At 73.3% G+C, this 16,123-nt stretch carries 15 protein-coding genes; 6 read left to right on the top strand and 9 right to left on the bottom strand.

The window, feature by feature from the left end; translation table 11 throughout:
- Positions 1 to 3: 3 nt before the first annotated feature.
- From mtlA to ACFFR3_RS11185, 3 genes are read right to left on the bottom strand one after another with little or no spacing between them, the layout of a single operon-like run.
- Positions 4 to 1,104 carry a mannitol-specific PTS transporter subunit IIC gene (gene mtlA, locus ACFFR3_RS11195; protein ID WP_364383703.1) on the bottom strand — a complete coding sequence of 367 codons (1,101 nt, stop codon included), beginning with the start codon at positions 1,102 to 1,104 and terminating at the stop codon, positions 4 to 6.
- Positions 1,105 to 1,136: 32 nt separating this feature from the next.
- On the bottom strand, positions 1,137 to 2,114 hold the full coding sequence (gene pfkB, locus ACFFR3_RS11190; protein ID WP_364383706.1) for a 1-phosphofructokinase: 978 nt from the start codon (positions 2,112 to 2,114) through the stop codon (positions 1,137 to 1,139).
- A complete protein-coding gene (locus tag ACFFR3_RS11185) occupies positions 2,111 to 2,872 on the bottom strand; it encodes a DeoR/GlpR family DNA-binding transcription regulator (RefSeq protein ID WP_345403327.1) in 762 nt (253 codons plus the stop codon). Before ACFFR3_RS11185 ends, pfkB begins: the two co-directional genes overlap by 4 nt.
- 102 nt (positions 2,873 to 2,974) lie before the next feature.
- Here ACFFR3_RS11185 and ACFFR3_RS11180 point away from each other — a divergent pair, with 102 nt between their 5' ends.
- Positions 2,975 to 3,883: a D-alanyl-D-alanine carboxypeptidase family protein gene (locus ACFFR3_RS11180; protein ID WP_379483054.1), complete on the top strand. Its 909-nt coding sequence runs from the start codon at positions 2,975 to 2,977 to the stop codon at positions 3,881 to 3,883.
- Positions 3,884 to 3,919: 36 nt separating this feature from the next.
- Here the strand turns inward: ACFFR3_RS11180 and ACFFR3_RS11175 are convergent, their stop codons facing one another.
- The 4 genes from ACFFR3_RS11175 to def are packed head-to-tail and all read right to left on the bottom strand — an operon-like array spanning position 3,920 to position 6,889.
- Positions 3,920 to 4,270, bottom strand: coding sequence for an MmcQ/YjbR family DNA-binding protein (locus ACFFR3_RS11175; RefSeq protein WP_345403336.1), 351 nt, complete (start codon positions 4,268 to 4,270; stop codon positions 3,920 to 3,922).
- Between the two features lie 10 nt (positions 4,271 to 4,280).
- Positions 4,281 to 5,720: a pyridoxal phosphate-dependent decarboxylase family protein gene (locus ACFFR3_RS11170; protein WP_345403339.1), complete on the bottom strand. Its 1,440-nt coding sequence runs from the start codon at positions 5,718 to 5,720 to the stop codon at positions 4,281 to 4,283.
- Positions 5,713 to 6,321: a helix-turn-helix domain-containing protein gene (locus ACFFR3_RS11165; protein WP_345403342.1), complete on the bottom strand. Its 609-nt coding sequence runs from the start codon at positions 6,319 to 6,321 to the stop codon at positions 5,713 to 5,715. The genes ACFFR3_RS11170 and ACFFR3_RS11165 overlap by 8 nt, the downstream gene beginning before the upstream one ends.
- A 7-nt stretch (positions 6,322 to 6,328) precedes the next feature.
- Complete coding sequence (def, locus tag ACFFR3_RS11160; protein WP_345403345.1) at positions 6,329 to 6,889, bottom strand: peptide deformylase; 561 nt, start codon at positions 6,887 to 6,889, stop codon at positions 6,329 to 6,331.
- Positions 6,890 to 7,032: 143 nt separating this feature from the next.
- On the opposite strand from def, the gene ACFFR3_RS11155 reads away from it, so the two are divergent.
- Positions 7,033 to 7,833 carry a class I SAM-dependent methyltransferase gene (locus ACFFR3_RS11155; RefSeq protein ID WP_345403348.1) on the top strand — a complete coding sequence of 267 codons (801 nt, stop codon included), beginning with the start codon at positions 7,033 to 7,035 and terminating at the stop codon, positions 7,831 to 7,833.
- A gap of 207 nt (positions 7,834 to 8,040) precedes the next feature.
- Positions 8,041 to 8,412, top strand: coding sequence for a hypothetical protein (locus ACFFR3_RS11150; RefSeq protein ID WP_364383725.1), 372 nt, complete (start codon positions 8,041 to 8,043; stop codon positions 8,410 to 8,412).
- Positions 8,413 to 8,538: 126 nt separating this feature from the next.
- Here the strand turns inward: ACFFR3_RS11150 and ACFFR3_RS11145 are convergent, their stop codons facing one another.
- On the bottom strand, positions 8,539 to 9,054 hold the full coding sequence (locus ACFFR3_RS11145; protein ID WP_345403351.1) for a hypothetical protein: 516 nt from the start codon (positions 9,052 to 9,054) through the stop codon (positions 8,539 to 8,541).
- A gap of 72 nt (positions 9,055 to 9,126) precedes the next feature.
- Complete coding sequence (locus tag ACFFR3_RS11140) at positions 9,127 to 10,068, bottom strand: hypothetical protein (RefSeq protein WP_345403354.1); 942 nt, start codon at positions 10,066 to 10,068, stop codon at positions 9,127 to 9,129.
- Between the two features lie 130 nt (positions 10,069 to 10,198).
- Between ACFFR3_RS11140 and ACFFR3_RS11135 the strand changes: the two genes are divergently transcribed.
- The 3 genes from ACFFR3_RS11135 (at position 10,199) to ACFFR3_RS11125 (ending at position 16,123) form a co-directional block, all read left to right on the top strand.
- Positions 10,199 to 11,164 carry a GNAT family N-acetyltransferase gene (locus tag ACFFR3_RS11135; RefSeq protein ID WP_345403357.1) on the top strand — a complete coding sequence of 322 codons (966 nt, stop codon included), beginning with the start codon at positions 10,199 to 10,201 and terminating at the stop codon, positions 11,162 to 11,164.
- Between the two features lie 170 nt (positions 11,165 to 11,334).
- Positions 11,335 to 13,200 (top strand): propionyl-CoA synthetase, encoded by a 1,866-nt coding sequence (locus ACFFR3_RS11130; protein WP_364383734.1) that lies wholly within the window; start codon positions 11,335 to 11,337, stop codon positions 13,198 to 13,200.
- Between the two features lie 91 nt (positions 13,201 to 13,291).
- Positions 13,292 to 16,123 carry an NACHT domain-containing protein gene (locus ACFFR3_RS11125; RefSeq protein WP_345403360.1) on the top strand — a complete coding sequence of 944 codons (2,832 nt, stop codon included), beginning with the start codon at positions 13,292 to 13,294 and terminating at the stop codon, positions 16,121 to 16,123.

The raw sequence follows: 16,123 nt of genomic DNA, 5'->3' as shown, positions 1-16,123 counted from the left end.
GGCTCAGCTCTCCTTCTGGGTGGTTGGCGCGGTCTCGGCCTCTTCTGGCTGGGCCTTCTCGCCCCTGCCGAAGCCGAGCAGGACGGCGGCGATGGCGAACGAGACGCCGGTCGCCACGAGGATCCCCAGGCTGGAGGCGAGCCAGCCGCCCTTGGGGGTGACCGCGAGGTAGGCGAAGATGCTGCCGGGCGACGGGGTGGCGACCAGCCCGGCGCCGGTGATCATGAAGGTGAACACGCCGGCCGCGCCGCCCGCGATGACGGCCAGGATGAGGCGGGGCTTCATGAGCACGTACGGGAAGTAGATCTCGTGGATGCCGCCGAAGAAGTGGATGATCATGGCGGCGGGGGTGGTGGGCCGCATGGCGCGCGGGCCGAAGAGCAGGAAGGCCAGCAGCAGGCCGAGGCCGGGGCCGGGGTTCGACTCCAGCATGAACAGGATCGATTTGCCGCTCTCGGCGGCCTCGGCGACGCCGAGCGGGCTGAGCACGCCGTGGTTGATGGCGTTGTTGAGGAACAGCACCTTGGCCGGCTCGATCAGCACCGAGGCGATCGGCAGGAGGTTGTTGCTGATCAGCCACTCGACGGCGTTGCCGGCAGCGGTGGTGACGGCCTGCACGATCGGGCCGATGGCGTAGTAGCCGACGATGGCCATGGCGCCGCCGACGATGCCGGCGGAGAAGTTGTCGACCAGCATCTCGAAGCCGGCCTTGGTCCGCTGCTCCGTGAACTTGTCCACATATTTCAGGATCAGCGCGGTGAGCGGGCCGATGATCATGGCGCCGAGGAACATCGGCGACTCCGTGCCCACCACGACGCCCATCACCGCGACCGCACCGACGACGGCTCCGCGCTGACCGTGCACCATCCGGCCGCCGGTGTAGGCGATGAGCACCGGGAGCAGGATGCGGATGATCGGGTCGACCATCTGCGCGAGCGACTCGTTCGGCAGCCAGCCGGTGGGGATGAAGAGCGCGGTGATCAGACCCCAGGCGATGAACGCGCCGATGTTCGGCATGATCATGCCGGCCAGATGGCCGCCGATGCGCTGGATGGTGGCCTTGACCCCGGTTCCGGTGACCGGGGGAGTGTAGGTGTCGGCCATGGGACGTGCTCCTTTGGAGGATGAGCAGGAGATCAGCCGGGTTGCGGGAGTGCCGCGGGGACAGCGGTGGAGAGCGGACGGTCGGGGTCGGGCCGGCACACGGTGACGGCGCTGAGGTCGATGTGGGCGGGGCCCGGCATGCGGCTGCCGGGCTGCTGGACGGCGGCGGCTCCCCAGGCCAGCGCCTGCGTGAGTGCGTCGGGGCCGGTGCCGCCCGCGGCGAGGAAACCCGCGAGCATGGCGTCGCCGGCGCCGACCGAGCTGCGCGGCACGGCGGCGGGCGCCTCGCCGTACCAGACGCCGGACTCCTCGACGAGGACGGCGCCGTCGGCGCCGAGACTGGCCAGCACCGTACGGGCCCCCGCCGCACGCAGCTCGCCCGCGGCCGCGACCACGTCGCCGAGCCGCCTGATCGGCAGGCCGGTGGCCGCCGAAAGCTCCTCCAGGTTGGGCTTGACCAGCGTGGGAGCGGCGGGCAGCGCGCACGACAGCGCGGGCCCGCTGGTGTCGACCGCGACGTTGATGCCGGCCCCGGCGAAGCGGCGGCACAGCAGCGCGTAGACGTCGGCGGGCACCTCGGGCGGCAGGCTGCCGGAGGCGACCACCCAGTCGGCGCCCTGGCCGCCGGAGTGCGCGGCGTCCAGCACGGCCTCGGCGATCGTGTCGAGCTCGGCCGGTGACAGCGCCGTGCCCGGCTCGTTGACCTTGGTGACGGTGCCGTCGGGCTCGGCGAGCGTGACGTTGGACCTGGTCGCGCCGGCCACCGGCACGGTCACCATGTCGAGGCCCTCGGCGGCCAGCAGGCGGACGAGCTGCCTGCCCTCGTCGCCGCCGTACGGCACCACCGCCCGGCTCGCCACCGCGTTGGCCAGCAGCGCGCGCGAGACGTTGACCCCCTTGCCGCCGGGGTCGAGGCGGGCCGCGGCGGCGCGGATGACCGCGCCCCTGTCGAGCGAGGAGATCTCGATCGTGCGGTCGAGGCTGGGGTTGAGCGTCAGGGTGAGGATCACGCCCTGATCACCTCCGGACCGGCGGCCGCCACGTCGGCGGCCTGCGCCACGTCCAGCCCGGTGTCGGTGATCACCACGTCGATCTCGCTCAGATCGGCGAACGTGGCCAGGTAGGTGTTGCCGAACTTGGTGTGGTCGGCCAGCAGCACGCTGCGCTGCGCGGCCTTGACCATCGCACGCTTGATCGCGGCCTCCGCGGGGTCGGGGGTGGTCAGGCCGCGGGTCAGCGAGCAGCCGTTGGTCGCCATGAACGCGACGTCCACGTTGAGCGTGGCCAGCGGGGTCAGCGCCCAGTCGTCCACGGTGGCCAGCGTCTTGCCGCGCAACCGGCCGCCCAGCATGATCACGTGCAGGTTGGCGCGGGCGGCCAGCGCGGTCGCCAGCGGCGGTGAGTTGACCACCACCGTCAGCTCCCGGTCGGCGGGCAGCACCTTCACCAGGCGGCCCGTGGTGGTGCCGGCGTCGATGATGATCGAGCCGTCCTCGGGCAGCTCGGCCAGCGCGGCCTTGGCGATGCGTTCCTTCTCGGCCGTCATGACCTCGTCGCGGGTGGCGAGCGCGGGCTCGAAGCCGAGCCGCTCCACGGGGATCGCGCCCCCGTGCACGCGGCGCAGCACGCCGGCCCGCTCCAGCGACGTCAGGTCGCGGCGGATCGTCTCGGTGGTCACGTCGAGCTCGGCGGCCAGCGTCACCACGTCGACGCGGCCCGCGGCCCGCGCACGTCGCAGGATCTCCTGCTGCCGCTCCTCGGCGTACATGATGTTGATTCACCGCCGTTTCGAGTTGGTTTCCTCTGTGTTTATACCCGCTTTCGTTGGCGGGTCAAGAGTCCACTGCCGGAATCTGGTAGTTATAGGCGAATGCGAACCAAGCCCCTGGCACCCCTGCTCCTCGCCGGCAGCCTCACGCTGGCGCTCGCGACGCCCGCCCAGGCCGCCGCGGCACCCCGCGTGCCCGTGGGCACGACCGCCGCGTGGGTGGTCTTCGACCGCCAGGCCGGCAAGTTCGTCGCGGTGCGCAACGCGCACCGCAAGTTCCGCTCCGCCTCCGTCGTCAAGATCCTCATCGCGATCGACTACCTGGAGGGCCGCAGGACCGTGCCGCCGGCCGACGCCAAGCTGCTGAAGATCATGCTGCGGTCCAGCGACGACGACGCCGCCTCCGCCTTCTGGGACCGGCTCGGCAAGGGGCAGATCATCGTGCGGCAGGCGCGCAGGCTGGGCCTCGCCGACACCACCCCGCCGCCCGCGTCCAAGCCCGGCTTCTGGGGGTACGTCTCGCTCAGCGCGTACGACATCGTGCGCACCTACCGCTACCTGCTCGACCGGGCCGAGCCCAGGGTCAGGGAGACCATCCTCGGCCACCTGCGCAAGGCCACGCCGTGCGGCACCGACGGCTTCGACCAGACCTTCGGCATCCCCGACGGCGTGCCGAAGCCGCACGCCGTCAAGCAGGGCTGGTCGGGCTTCGGCACCAAGCCGCCCGTGCGGTGCTCGGGCAACGCCACCCACGCCGCCACCCACGCCGCCGGCACCGCCGCGGCGGGCGGCGCGATCGGGGCGCCCCTGTCGTGGATCGCGCAGCGCGCCACCGGCTCGGGCGTGCCCGACTACGGCCGCCCCGTGCTGCACACGACCGGGCTCGTGGGCCCCGGCGAGCGCTACGTCATGGCACTGCTCACCGCGCACCCGGCGGGCGGCACGTGGAACGCCTCGGTCAAGCGCGTCACTACGCTCGCCCGCGACCTCTACCGCACGGTCTCGCGCTGACCGCGCCGCTACGGGGTGGCGGCTACGGGGTGGCGGCTATGGGGTGGCGGCGCGCTCCTGCTCCAGGCGGACCTTCTTCGGCACGCACATCCGCCACGCCTCCAGCACCAGCTCGCGCATCTCGTCGGGCTCCAGGGCCGCCATGCGCGCCTCCACCCAGTGGTAGCGCAGGTCCGACTCGCGGGGCAGGAGGAACGTGCCGGGGTCGGCGGCCACCAGCGCCGCGCGTTCCTCCTTCGGGAAGCCGAACCCCATGATCGTCTCGTCGCGGGAGAACGCGACGTAGACGATCCTGCCCACCCGGAACTTCACCCGGTCGCGGATGAGGTGCTCGGTCGTGCGCGGCAGCGTCAGCGCGAACCGGCGGACGTCCTCGACTGTGACCACGCCCGCCAGGCTACAGGTCCTTGGCGGCCAGCCTGATCTCCTCCAGCAGCACCGCGAGGTCCGCCTCTGTGGTGTCCGGGTGCAGGAAGCAGGCACGCAGCGCGTCCCGCCCGCCCAGCCGGGTGCCGGTGATGAACGCGTTGCCGCGCGCCTGCACCGCATAGGGGATCGCCCGGTTGAGCGCGTCGAGCCCCTCGGTGGGTCCCTCGGTGGGCCGCTCGGTGGGCCGCCCGGTGGGCCGCCCGGCGCAGGGGATGTGCCGGAAGGCGGTGATCGAGGTGGTGACCGGGGCCAGCAGCTCGAAGTCGGGGGCCGCCTCGACCATCGCGGCCAGCGTGCGGGCCAGCCCCGACGTGTGCTCGACCAGGTCCTTGACGCCCCGGCGGCCCAGGTGCGACAGGGTCGCCCAGGTCTTCAGCGCACGGAACGGGCGGGTCTGCTCCGGCCCGTACTCGGCGAACCATCCCAGGTCGCCCGCGTTGTCGTCCACCAGGTACGACGGCACCAGGCTGAACGCCGCCCGCGCCGCCCCAGGATCGCGCAGCAGCGCGCACCCGCAGCCCACCGGCACGCCCAGCCACTTGTGCGGGTCGAGGGCCAGCGAGTCGGCCCGGTCGAGACCCCGGTAGTGCGGCGCCGCCTCGCCGGCCAGCACGCCGAGCGCCCCGTAGGCGCCGTCCACGTGGAACCAGATCCCGTACGAGGCGGCCACGTCGGCGATCTGGTCGAGCGGGTCGACCGCGCCGGAGTTCACCGTGCCCGCGCTGCCCGCCACGCAGAACGGCCGCAGCCCGGCGTCGAGGTCCTCGGCGATCATGCGGCGCAACGCGGCCACGTCCATCCGGTACGCCTCGTCCACCGGCACCGTCCTGACGTGCCGCGCGCCCAGGCCGAGCAGCTCGGCCGCCTTGTGCAGGCAGCTGTGGCCTTCCCCGGTGACGTACAGGACCATCGGCGCCCGCCCGGACAGCCCGTCGCGGCGGACGTCCCAGCCGTCGGCCGCCGCCGCCCGCTGCCGGGCGGCGGCCAGGCAGATCACTGTCGCCATGGACGCGCCGCTGGTCAGCAGCCCGCCGCCGGGCGGATGCGGGAAGCCGGTCAGCTCCGCGAGCCAGCGCACGACCGTGCGCTCCAGGTGCGGGCCCGCGTGGTCGCCGCCCGCGCAGCTCGGGTTGAACGCCGCGGCCAGCGGCTCGACCAGCACGCCCGCGCGGTTCGGCGGCGGGTTGACCCAGCCGAAGAAGCGCGGGTGGCCGTTGCCCATCGGGTACGGCAGGATGTGCTCCCGCGTGTCCGCCAGCAGCTCGTCCAGCGGCCGGCCGGTCTCGGGCAGCTCCTGCCCGGTGAGCCAGGCCCGCTCCTCGCCGGGCATCGGCCGCCACACGGGCCTCCCTGCGATGCCGTCGAGGTGGTCGGCGACCAGATCGGCGACCGTCCGCAGCTCATCCATCGTGCCCCTCCCTCCCGTGGTGCCCAGGCGCCAGCTCCATGGCGAGGTAGAAGACGCAGCCCGTCCCCGCGTCGCCGGCGAAGGCGTGGCGGCGGTCGCCCGGGTAGTACGCGGAGTCGCCGGCCGCCAGCTCGTACGGCTGCCCGTCGATCGTCAGCAGCAGGACGCCCTGCTCGACGGCGAGGTACTCGCGCGAGCCCGGCGCGTGCGGCGCGAACTCGCCCGCGTCCACGCCGGGACCCATGGTCGTCCGCATGAACTCGAACTCCACCTCGCCCAGCACCGGCGACAGGACCCGCCGCTCCCAGCCGGACGGGTCGCGCAGCACCCGCTGCTCGGCGTGCCGCAGCACCCGCACGCCGCCGTGCGCGGGCTCGTCGAGCAGCCGCGAGATGGACGTGCCGAGCGCCGTGGCCAGCCGGTCGAGCACCAGCACGGTCGGCGTCTTGGCGCCCCGCTCGACGTCCGACACCATGCTCCTGCTGATGCCGCTCAGCTCGGCCAGCCGCTCGATGGACAGCCCGCGCGCCCGCCGCTCACCGCGGATGCGCAGGCCCAGCTCGGCCATGGACAGGCCGCTCGACAGGACCCCTTCGCTCATTCCTCCACTATAGCGATGCTTTGTCCGCTTTAGCGGATGCCGCGGGCGCCTGGGCTGCCCGGTGCGCCTCATAGGCCGCCAGCACCTGCTTGCGCCGCTTGGCCGGCAGCCGGTCGATGTAGAGGTAGCCGTCGAGGTGGTCGGTCTCGTGCTGCAGGCAGCGCGCCAGCAGGCCGGTGCCCTCGACCGTGACGGGCGCGCCGGTCACGTCGAAGCCGCGCACGGTGGCCCGGTCGGGGCGGGGGAGCTGGGCGTACTGTCCCGGCACCGACAGGCAGCCCTCGTCGCCCGCGTCGAGCCGCCGCTCACCCAGGCTGGGCAGCTCCAGCTCAGGGTTGACGACCACGCCCTTGTGCGAGACGCCCTCCGCGTCGGGGCAGTCGTAGATGAACACGCGCAGCGGCACGCCGATCTGGTTGGCGGCGAGTCCCACGCCCTCGGCCGCGTACATGCTGGCGAACATCTCCTCCACCAGCGTCGCCAGCTCGCCGTCGAACCGGGTTACCGGCTCGCAGGGGCTGTGCAGCACGGGATCGCCCACGAGGGTGATCGGCCGGACCTCTGCCACGGACTCCGCCTTTCCATGAGATGTCGTACGTCGTCGCGCAAAGTCTACGGACATCCCGCTATGTCTTGAATTTTGAGACATATTCTCTTGAATGATGAGATGAGAGTTAGGGTGGCCGTACGCCGATACGAGGGAGTTCGCCGATGAACGCCGTCTACACGCATGGCCACCACGAGTCCGTGCTGCGCTCGCACCGCTGGCGCACCGCCGAGAACTCGGCCGCCTACCTGCTGCCCCACCTGCTCCCGCACATGAAGCTCCTCGACGTGGGCAGCGGGCCCGGCACCATCACCGCCGACCTGGCGGGCCGCGTGGGGCACGTGACGGCGTCCGAGGCCGGCGACGACGCCCTCGCCCTGGCCAGAGCCGAGATCACCGCCCGGGGGCTGACCAACGTCGACTTCGCGGTGGCCGACGTGCACGACCTGCCCTTCCCCGACGACACGTTCTGCGTCGTGCACGCCCACCAGGTGCTCCAGCACGTCGGCGACCCCGTACGAGCGCTGCGCGAGATGGGCCGGGTCACCAAGCCGCGCGGGTTCGTCGCGGCCCGCGACAGCGACTACGCCGCCTTCACCTGGTGGCCGCTGGTGCCCGCGCTGGACGAATGGCTGGCCCTCTACCGGAAGGTCGCCCGCGGCAACGGCGGCGAGCCGGACGCCGGGCGGCGGATGCTGTCCTGGGCCCGCGCCGCCGGCTTCGACGACGTCACCGCCACCTCCTCCACCTGGTGCTTCGCCACCCCCGCCGACCGGGAGTGGTGGGGCGGCATGTGGGCCGAGCGCATCCTGTCCTCCGCCATGGCCCAGCAGGCACTCGCCACCGGGGCCGCCACCGAGTCCGACCTGCGGCGCATCTCGGCGGGGTGGCGGGAGTGGGCGGCGGCCGAGGACGGCTGGTTCTCCATCCTGCACGGCGAGGTCATCTGCCGCCTGCCCGGCTGAGCTCTGGTGACCGTCGGGTGGAAGGTGGCCGTCGGGTGGAAGGTCCGGCATCGGGCCGGCAATGACCGCACAATGCCCGGCCGCAGCCCTGGCCAAGACGCCTGATCCATTGGAGGGTTGAGCGGGCGGGGAGACCTCCCTCTCCCCGCCCCTGCACCAGCCCGCCATTCCGGCGGATCCAGCGCAAGTCCAGGGAAAGGGGCAAGGATGTCCGCATTCGCCAGAGGCGTCACCGGAGCGATCGTCGCCGCACTGTCGCTGACCGCCCTGTCGGCCGCGCCGGCACAGGCAGCGCCGGCACAGGCAGCGCGGTCCGCGTCGGGGCAGGCCGCCGCCGGTTCGGTGTGCGTGACCACGGTCTCGCCCTCCGGCCGCCTCTGCGTCCCCGGCGAGCCGGGCTTCAAGGCGCTCAGCGCGACCGTCACGGGGGCCCAGAACCTCAGCACCTACGCGGCACGGGTGCGCCCGGCCGAGGGGATCACCGTCAGGTGCCTGAAGCCGGGCGACTCGCTGACGTACGCGCAGCCCCGCAAGATCGCCGGCATCGAGATCCTGTCGAGCAGCACCTGCGTCTACTGACCCCCGCCGTCCACGGCCCCGGGCTCCCCGCTCGGGGCCGCCGTGCTGAGAGGGGGCAGTGGGCGGGGCGGCAGGCCACAGGTCCACGGCGCGGACGCGCCGCCGCCTGGGACGAGCCGGGTCAGGTCATAGGCCGATGGCGCGGACGCGCTGCCACTGGGGATCGCGGTAGAGGACCATGTCCGTGCCGACCATCTCGTCGGGGGCCGACACCATCGCGATCTCGCCCGCCGCCTGCAGCTGGAGCAGCAGGTCGCGGACGCGGGGGCCGACGGGCAGCCGGCCCGTGGGGAGGCCGAGGCCGTTCCTGACCGTGTCGGCCACCTCCGACAGGTGGAACGGGCCGTCGAACCCGGCGACGACGCCGCGCACGATGGTCATCGTGATCAGGTGCTCGGCTTCGGCGTGGGCGAGCTGCCAGGTCACCTGCTCCTTGCGGCGGCCGGAGCCGGCGCACGAGGTGCAGGGGCGCACCAGGCCGGGCGCCACCTCCTCCTGCGTCGTGCCGAGACAGGCCGAGCACAGCCCGCTCTCGGCGGCGTGCACCTCGGCCGTCATCCGGCCGACCATCAGCGCGCCGCAGTCGCAGGCGAACGTGTCACCCAGGATGCCGGTCTGTGGGGAGATCGCATGCTTGGTCACCGAGCCGACTCTACCGGTGATCGACACCCCACAGCCCCGCCCGTCCCGCGGGCTCGCCCGTCGCGTGCGCGGTCAGAGCTGGGCGTCGGCCAGGCCGCGGAGGCGGCGCAGGGCCTTGCGGGCGGAGGCCCGCACCTTGTCGTCCGGGTGGTGGTCGATGAGGACGCGCAGCACCTGACCCGTCCACGGGTGGTCGCCGAAGGCGAGGATGGCGATCGTGCCCGCCTGCTCGTCGGCGTTCATGCCCATCGCCATCGACTCGATCACCTCCCCGATCTCCCCGCCGAACTCCAGCAGCGCCGCCGCCATGTCCACCAGCACCCAGGCGATCTCCTCGGGCGCGGGCCGCCGGTTGTCGCGCCCGGTCCTCGCCGCGATCACCGCGCCCAGCCTGGGCTGGTCGAGCAGCCGGGTCAGCGCCAGCCGCCCGGTGTCGCCGAGCGCCGTGGACAGCACCTCCACGCCGACCGCGCGGGCCAGCGGGCTCACCGAGGCGAGCGCGCCGGCCAGCTCGTCCGCCGCCTCGGCGGGGTCGCGGTCCTTGAGCCACCCGGCCAGCTCCTCGCCGCGCTCGGCCTCCGGGTACGCCCGCAGCCCGTGCAGCAGCGTCGCCGCGTCCGTCTCGGCGAGCGAGCCCATGACGGGGATCTCCTGCCCGGTGGTCTCGGCGATGATCTGCCGCGCCACCCACAGGCCGAGCCAGCTCAGCGTGTACGGCTCCTCCTGCCGTACCAGCCCGAGCCCCGTCAGCGCGGCGGGCGGCTCGCCCGTGACCGGCTCCCTGGACAGGAACATCCTGATCAGCTCCAGCAGCAGCCCCTCGTCGGCGGCCAGCCGTTCGCGGCAGTGCGCGGCCCAGACGCCGAGCACCTCGGCGTCCTCGGCGTCCGGCTTCAGCTCACCGGCCGCTTCCTCGAAGAGCGGCGCGGATCGTACGGAGGATGCGAGCGTGGCCGCGGCGGGCAGCCTGATGGGGGGCTGCAGGGGCAGTGTGTCGTCGTCGTAGGAGCTCACCCGAACATCCTGTCGCGATATTTCAGCTAGAGTGCCCTCCGATGCCGAAAAGTCGGAAGAAAGGAGGCGCAGAGGTGTCCAGCACGTCCATGGGCGCGCTCCGCGCCCGCTTCTGCTTGTCGGAGGATTCATGCGTTTCCGTCCTGCCACTGAGGACGATCTAGACCGCCTGCTCGGCTGCGTCGTCGACGAGTCGATCAGCTGGTCCCATCCGGAGCGGCTGCTGTCGTTCCTGGAGAGCGGCAACTACCGCTATGACCGGATCTGGCTCGCCGAGGACGAGCACACCGGCGACATCCTGGCCCGCGCCGTCTGGTGGAGCTTCGCCGACGGCGACCGGCCGCTCGCGCTCGACTGCCTGTACGTCCATCCGTCCGTGGCCGACCGCCGCGGGCTGGCGGCCGAGCTGCTGCGCCGGGCCCACGACGCGTACGGGCAGGCGCCCGCGTACCACGTGTTCCTGCTCAACGGCTGGCGCGACGACCCTAAGGCGCGGGCGGCGATCGGCTGGCGCTGGGAGGCGGCGGGACGGGCCGGGCTGAGCGAGGAGCTCGAACGCCTGCGCTACGCCTGGACCGCCGGCGACGCCCCGGTGCCCGAGCCGTCGAAGCGGCTGGTGTTCCGCGCCGATGACGACGACGAGGCGTTCGTGGCGGCGTTCCGGCGGGTGGCGGTGGGCACGCTCGACTTCCACACCCGCCAGGCACTGGCCGTCACCGACCCGGAGACGCAGGCCCGCGAGGACGTGCGCGACAACCGGTCCATGCGCGGCGACCGGAGCTGGTGGCGGCTGGCGTACGACCACGGCGGCGACCACGGTGGCGACCACGGCGGCGACCTCGTCGGGGTGGCGCTGCCGTCGGCCAACGACGCGGGACCCGTGGTCGGCTACATCGGCGTGGTGCCGGAGCGGCGCGGCCGGGGCTACGTGGACGACCTGCTCGGCGAGATCACCCGCTTCCACGCCGAGCGCGGCGTCCAGCGGATCGTGGCCGACACCGACGTGGGCAACGTGCCGATGGCGCGCGCGTTCGAGCGGGCCGGCTACCGCAACTTCGCCGTCCGCCTGGTCCTGTCACCCGCCACGGGAACCTGACGGGACCGGCGACTCGGCGACGTCCACCGCCCGTCCACCGCCCGTCCACCGCCCGTCCACCGCCCGTCCACCGCCCGCCCGCCGACCGCCCGCCGACCGCACACGACGGCCCGCCGATCTCCCGCGTGGCACGTCTTGCGCCATCGCCCCACGGCTGTTCTGATCGACGAGTGAGCGGTTACGAGGCGGTCTACCGGCGCAGCATCGAGCAGCCCGAGGCGTTCTGGGGCGAGGCGGCAAGCGGCATCGACTGGGACACGGCTCCGCGGACCGTGTACGCCGACGGCCGCTGGTATCCCGACGGGCGGCTCAACACCTGCCACAACGCCCTCGACCGGCACGTCGCGGCAGGCCGGGGCGATCAGCCCGCGCTCATCCACGACAGTCCCGTCACCGGCGTCACCCGCACCTACACCTACGCGGAGCTGCTGGAGGAGACGGCGAGGACCGCGGGCATGCTCCGCGCCCTCGGCGTCACCGCCGGCGACACCGTGGTCATCTACATGCCCATGGTGCCGCAGGCCGTGGTGGCGATGCTGGCCTGCGCGCGGCTGGGCGCGGTGCACTCGGTGGTGTTCGGCGGGTTCGCGGCCAGGGAGCTGGCGGTGCGCATCGACCACGCCCAGCCCAAGGTGGTGCTGTCGGCGTCGTGCGGCATCGAGCCGAGCCGGGTGGTGGCGTACAAGCCGCTGCTCGACGACGCGCTGGAGCAGGCGGCGCACCGGCCTGAGCGGTGCGTGATCCTGCAGCGGCCGCAGTGCCGCGCCGGCCTGGCCGAGGGCCGCGACCTCGACTGGGCGGAGGCGGTGGCGGCGGCCGAGCCGGCCGGCTGCGTGAGCGTGGCCGCGACCGACCCGCTCTACATCCTCTACACCTCGGGCACGACGGGCGCGCCGAAAGGCGTCGTGCGCGACAACGGCGGTCACGCGGTCGCGCTGCACTGGAGCATGGCGAACGTGTACGGCGCCGCGCCGGGCGAGGTCTACTGGGCCGCCTCCGACGTCGGCTGGGTGGTCGGCCACTCCTACATCGTCTACGCGCCGCTGCTGGCGGGCTGCACGACGGTCCTGTACGAGGGCAAGCCCGTCGGCACCCCCGACCCCGGCGCGTTCTGGCGGGTGGTGGCCGAGCACGGCGTGCGCACGCTGTTCACCGCCCCGACCGCGATCCGCGCCATCAAGAAGGAGGACCCCTCCGGCGCCTTCGCGAAGAAGTACGACCTGTCAGGGCTGCGGCACCTCTTCCTGGCCGGCGAGCGCCTCGACCCCGACACCTACCACTGGGCCTCCGACCTGCTCGGCATCCCCGTCATCGACCACTGGTGGCAGACCGAGACCGGCTGGCCCATCGCCGCGAACTGCGTCGGCATCGAGCCGCTGCCGATCAAGCCGGGCTCGCCCACCAAGCCCGTGCCGGGCTGGGACGTCCACGTCCTCGACGCCGACGGCCGCGACTGCCCGCCCGGCGTCGAAGGCGCGGTCACCGTCAGGCTGCCGCTCCCGCCCGGCGCCCTGCCCACCCTCTACCGCGACCCCGATCGCTTCGCCCGCTCCTACCTCGACCGCTACCCCGGCCACTACCTCACCGGCGACGGCGGCCACTTCGACGCCGGCGGCCACCTCTATGTCATGGGCCGCATCGACGACGTCATCAACGTGGCAGGCCACCGGCTGTCCACCGGCTCGATGGAGGAGGTCATCGCCGCACACCCCGACGTCGCCGAGTGCGCCGTGATCGGCGTCGCCGACGAGCTGAAGGGCCAGCTCCCCATGGGGTTCGTGGTGCTCAAGGCGGGTGCGGACCGCGACCCCGGGGAGGTCGAGCGGGAGCTGACCGCCCTCGTACGCGAGCGCATCGGCCCGGTCGCCGCCTTCCGCCGCGCCGTCGTGGTGTCCCGGCTGCCGAAGACCCGATCGGGCAAGATCCTGCGCGCCACCATGCGCGACATCGCCGACGGCCGCCCGTACACCGCCCCGTCCACCATCGAGGATCCCGCGGCGCTGCCGGAGATCGAGACGGCGTTGAAGGGTTCATGACGCGCAGGTTCCCGACCATCCCGGCGAACAGCCTGCACGATCGGGACGGACAACGCATGATGGGACATCCCCAGTCCCCCGGGAGAAGGCCATGATCGAAACCCCGAGCTACGCCGACGCCCTGAGGATTCTCGGATGCAAGGACGGCAGGCTCGTCAAGGTCATCGGGCTGGCGTCGGCGGCCGAGCGCACCGGCTGGGCCCTGTCCGGCGGGCCCCAGCTCGCGGCCGGGTTACGCGGCCTGCGCGACGCCATCGTCGCCTACGGCGAGGACGTCGTACGCCGCCTGCCCGAGCTGAGGGCGGGCGTCGACCGGCACACCCGCACCCGCCGCCTGGCCGCCGCGCACGCCGCCGTCGTGGTCTCCGCCTACTTCGAGGCGCTCGGCGAGGCCAAGCTGCCGTTCACGCTCGACCGGCTCGACCGGCCCGAGCAGATCTCCCGCGGCGTCCCCACCGCGGAGCGCTTCGCCCGGCTGGTCGCCGAGCTGCTGCTGGTCCGACTGCCCACCCCCGAGCCGCACATCCCGTACGCCGACACCCGCGCCGCCGTGGAACGTGCCTACCTGCGCATGTCGGAATGCCTGGCCGCGTACGTGAGCGGCCTGTCCCTGTGGGACGAGCTGCCCGTGGACGACCAGCTCCAGCTACCCCGCCTGCTCGCCGACGGCCCGCCCGCGCACGCGCTGCGCATCTACGACGAGGACTACCGGTCGCTGGCGCTCGAGAGCCACGAGTTCGGGGTGCGCAGCCTGGTCACCGAGCCGCCGCCGCCCGCCACCGCGCTGTCCAGGGTGGCCTGGCTGCTGGCCGAGCTGGCGCCGCCCCGCGCGGGCGACCGTCCCATGATCCACCGCGTCAGGATGGCCGCCAACGCCCTCGACCAGCCGCTGCTCGTGGTCGGCAAGCTGCCCGAGGACGTCTACCTGCCGCTGCTCGGCGAGGGCTACCTGAGCCCGCGCTGCCGGGTCGCTGAGCTGACCCAGGAGTCCACGCCCGCGCTGCGCGGCTGGTGGGAGGGGCAGCGGATGCTGGCCGACGCCGAGGCGTTCCTGGTCGGCCACCTCACCTCGCTGCGCGCCACCCAGGTGCCGCTGCTCGTGCTCGGCGAGCCGGGCTCGGGCAAGACCAAGCTGACCGAGGTGCTGGCCGCGCGGCTGGCCCGCTCGGAGTTCCTGCCGATCAGGGTGGAGCTGCGCGGCGTGCGGGCGCGGGCGGGCGTCACCGAGCAGATCGAGCAGGCCATGGCCGGGGTGCTGGGGGAGGAGGTCGCCTACGCCGACCTCGTCGCCGCCGCCGACGGCGCCATGCCGGTCATCCTGCTCGACGGGTTCGACGAGCTGGTGCAGGGTGCCGCCGCCCGCTACGACTACCTGGAGCACGTACGCGAGTTCCAGGTCAGAGAGGCCGAGCTGGGCCGGCCCGTCGCGGTCGTCATCACCAGCAGGACGGTGGTGGCCGACCGGGTCCGCTTCCCCGACGGGCTGCTCGCCCTGGAGCTGCGGCCGTTCGACGACGACCAGGTACGCCAGTGGCTCGATGTCTGGGACCAGGCCAACCGCGCCCTGCTCGCCCGCCGCGACCTGACCCCGCTGCCTCCCGAGGCGGCGCTGGCCCACGGCGAGATGGCCAGGCAGCCGCTGCTCCTGCTGCTGCTCGCCCTCTACGACGCCGGCGGCAACGCGCTCCAGCGCGACCACGGCCCGCTCGGCCGCGCCCGCCTGTACGAGGTGCTGCTGCGCGACTACACCGAGCGCGAGACGGGCGGCGCCCACCGGGTCGCCATCGACCAGGAGCTGGTGCTGCTCGGCGCGGTCGCGCTGTCCATGCTGGCCCGCGGCAGCCAGGTCATCACCGACGAGCAGCTCGAACGCGACCTGCCCGCCCTCTGCCACGGCGGCGAGGACGACCCGCGCGACGAGGACGCGCCGGGCGGCTGGGCGCGCAAGGCCACCGAGCGGTTCTTCTTCGTCCGCCGGGGCGGGCACGCGTTCCTGCACTCCACGTTCGCCGAGTTCCTCGTCGCCTGGATCACCATGTACGCGCTGCGCGACCTCGACCGGCGCCGCCGCTTGGCCGGGGACGAGCCGCTCGCCATCGTCCAGGCGGTGGACGACGACCTGCTGTACGCCGTCACCTCCCACTCCTGCCTGGCCGAGCGCGGCCCGACCGTCGGGTTCATCCTGGAGCTGCTGGCCGAGGTGCCGTCCGTGGTGCGGGCCCGCTGCGCCGACCTGCTGACCGGGCTGCTGCGCCGCGCCCTGCACGAGCGGACCCGCCGCCACTTCACCGGGTTCCGTCCCGTCCGGCATCCGCTGACGCGGCGCCTGGCGGCGTACTCGGCGAACCTCACCCTGCTCATCGTCACCGCGTCCGAGCAGCCCGTCTCGGTCTCGGCCCTGCTGCCGGGGCCCGACGCGCTCGAACGCTGGTCCTCGCTCACCCACCTGTGGAAGGGGCAGCTCGGCCAGGAGGGCTGGACCGGCCTCGTCACCACCCTCGCCGCCCGCCGCGTCGTCGTGGACGGCCGCGAGGACGTCGTGCTCGGCGGCGGCGCCGAGCCCATCGGCATGGGCGACGTCGTCGCCGCGGTCGCCACGGGGCACGACCCGCAGCACCGGCGGCTGCTCGACCTGCTGCTGCGGGCGCTGGGGGCGGGCGAGTCGCTGCCGTTCCGCCAGCGGGTCGCGCTCGTCGAGGAGCTGATGCGGACGGCCGGCGTGCGCTCACCCGCCCTGTACCGCGCCCTGGGCGCCATGTGGTACGAGGAGGGCGGCGACCGCGCCGTTCTGCGTCCCCTGCTGCGCACCCTGCTCGACGACCCGGCCGACCGGATGGCGACCTGGGAGCAACTGGTCAAGGCCGGCATCCCGGAGACGGCCCTGTGGGAGATCCACCAGAACGCCCTGTTGCAGGGCGACTGA

This window comes from Nonomuraea salmonea (assembly GCF_042428605.1).
In the GTDB taxonomy this organism is placed as follows: domain Bacteria; phylum Actinomycetota; class Actinomycetes; order Streptosporangiales; family Streptosporangiaceae; genus Nonomuraea; species Nonomuraea salmonea.
This window is presented reverse-complemented; position numbering and strand designations above follow the sequence as displayed.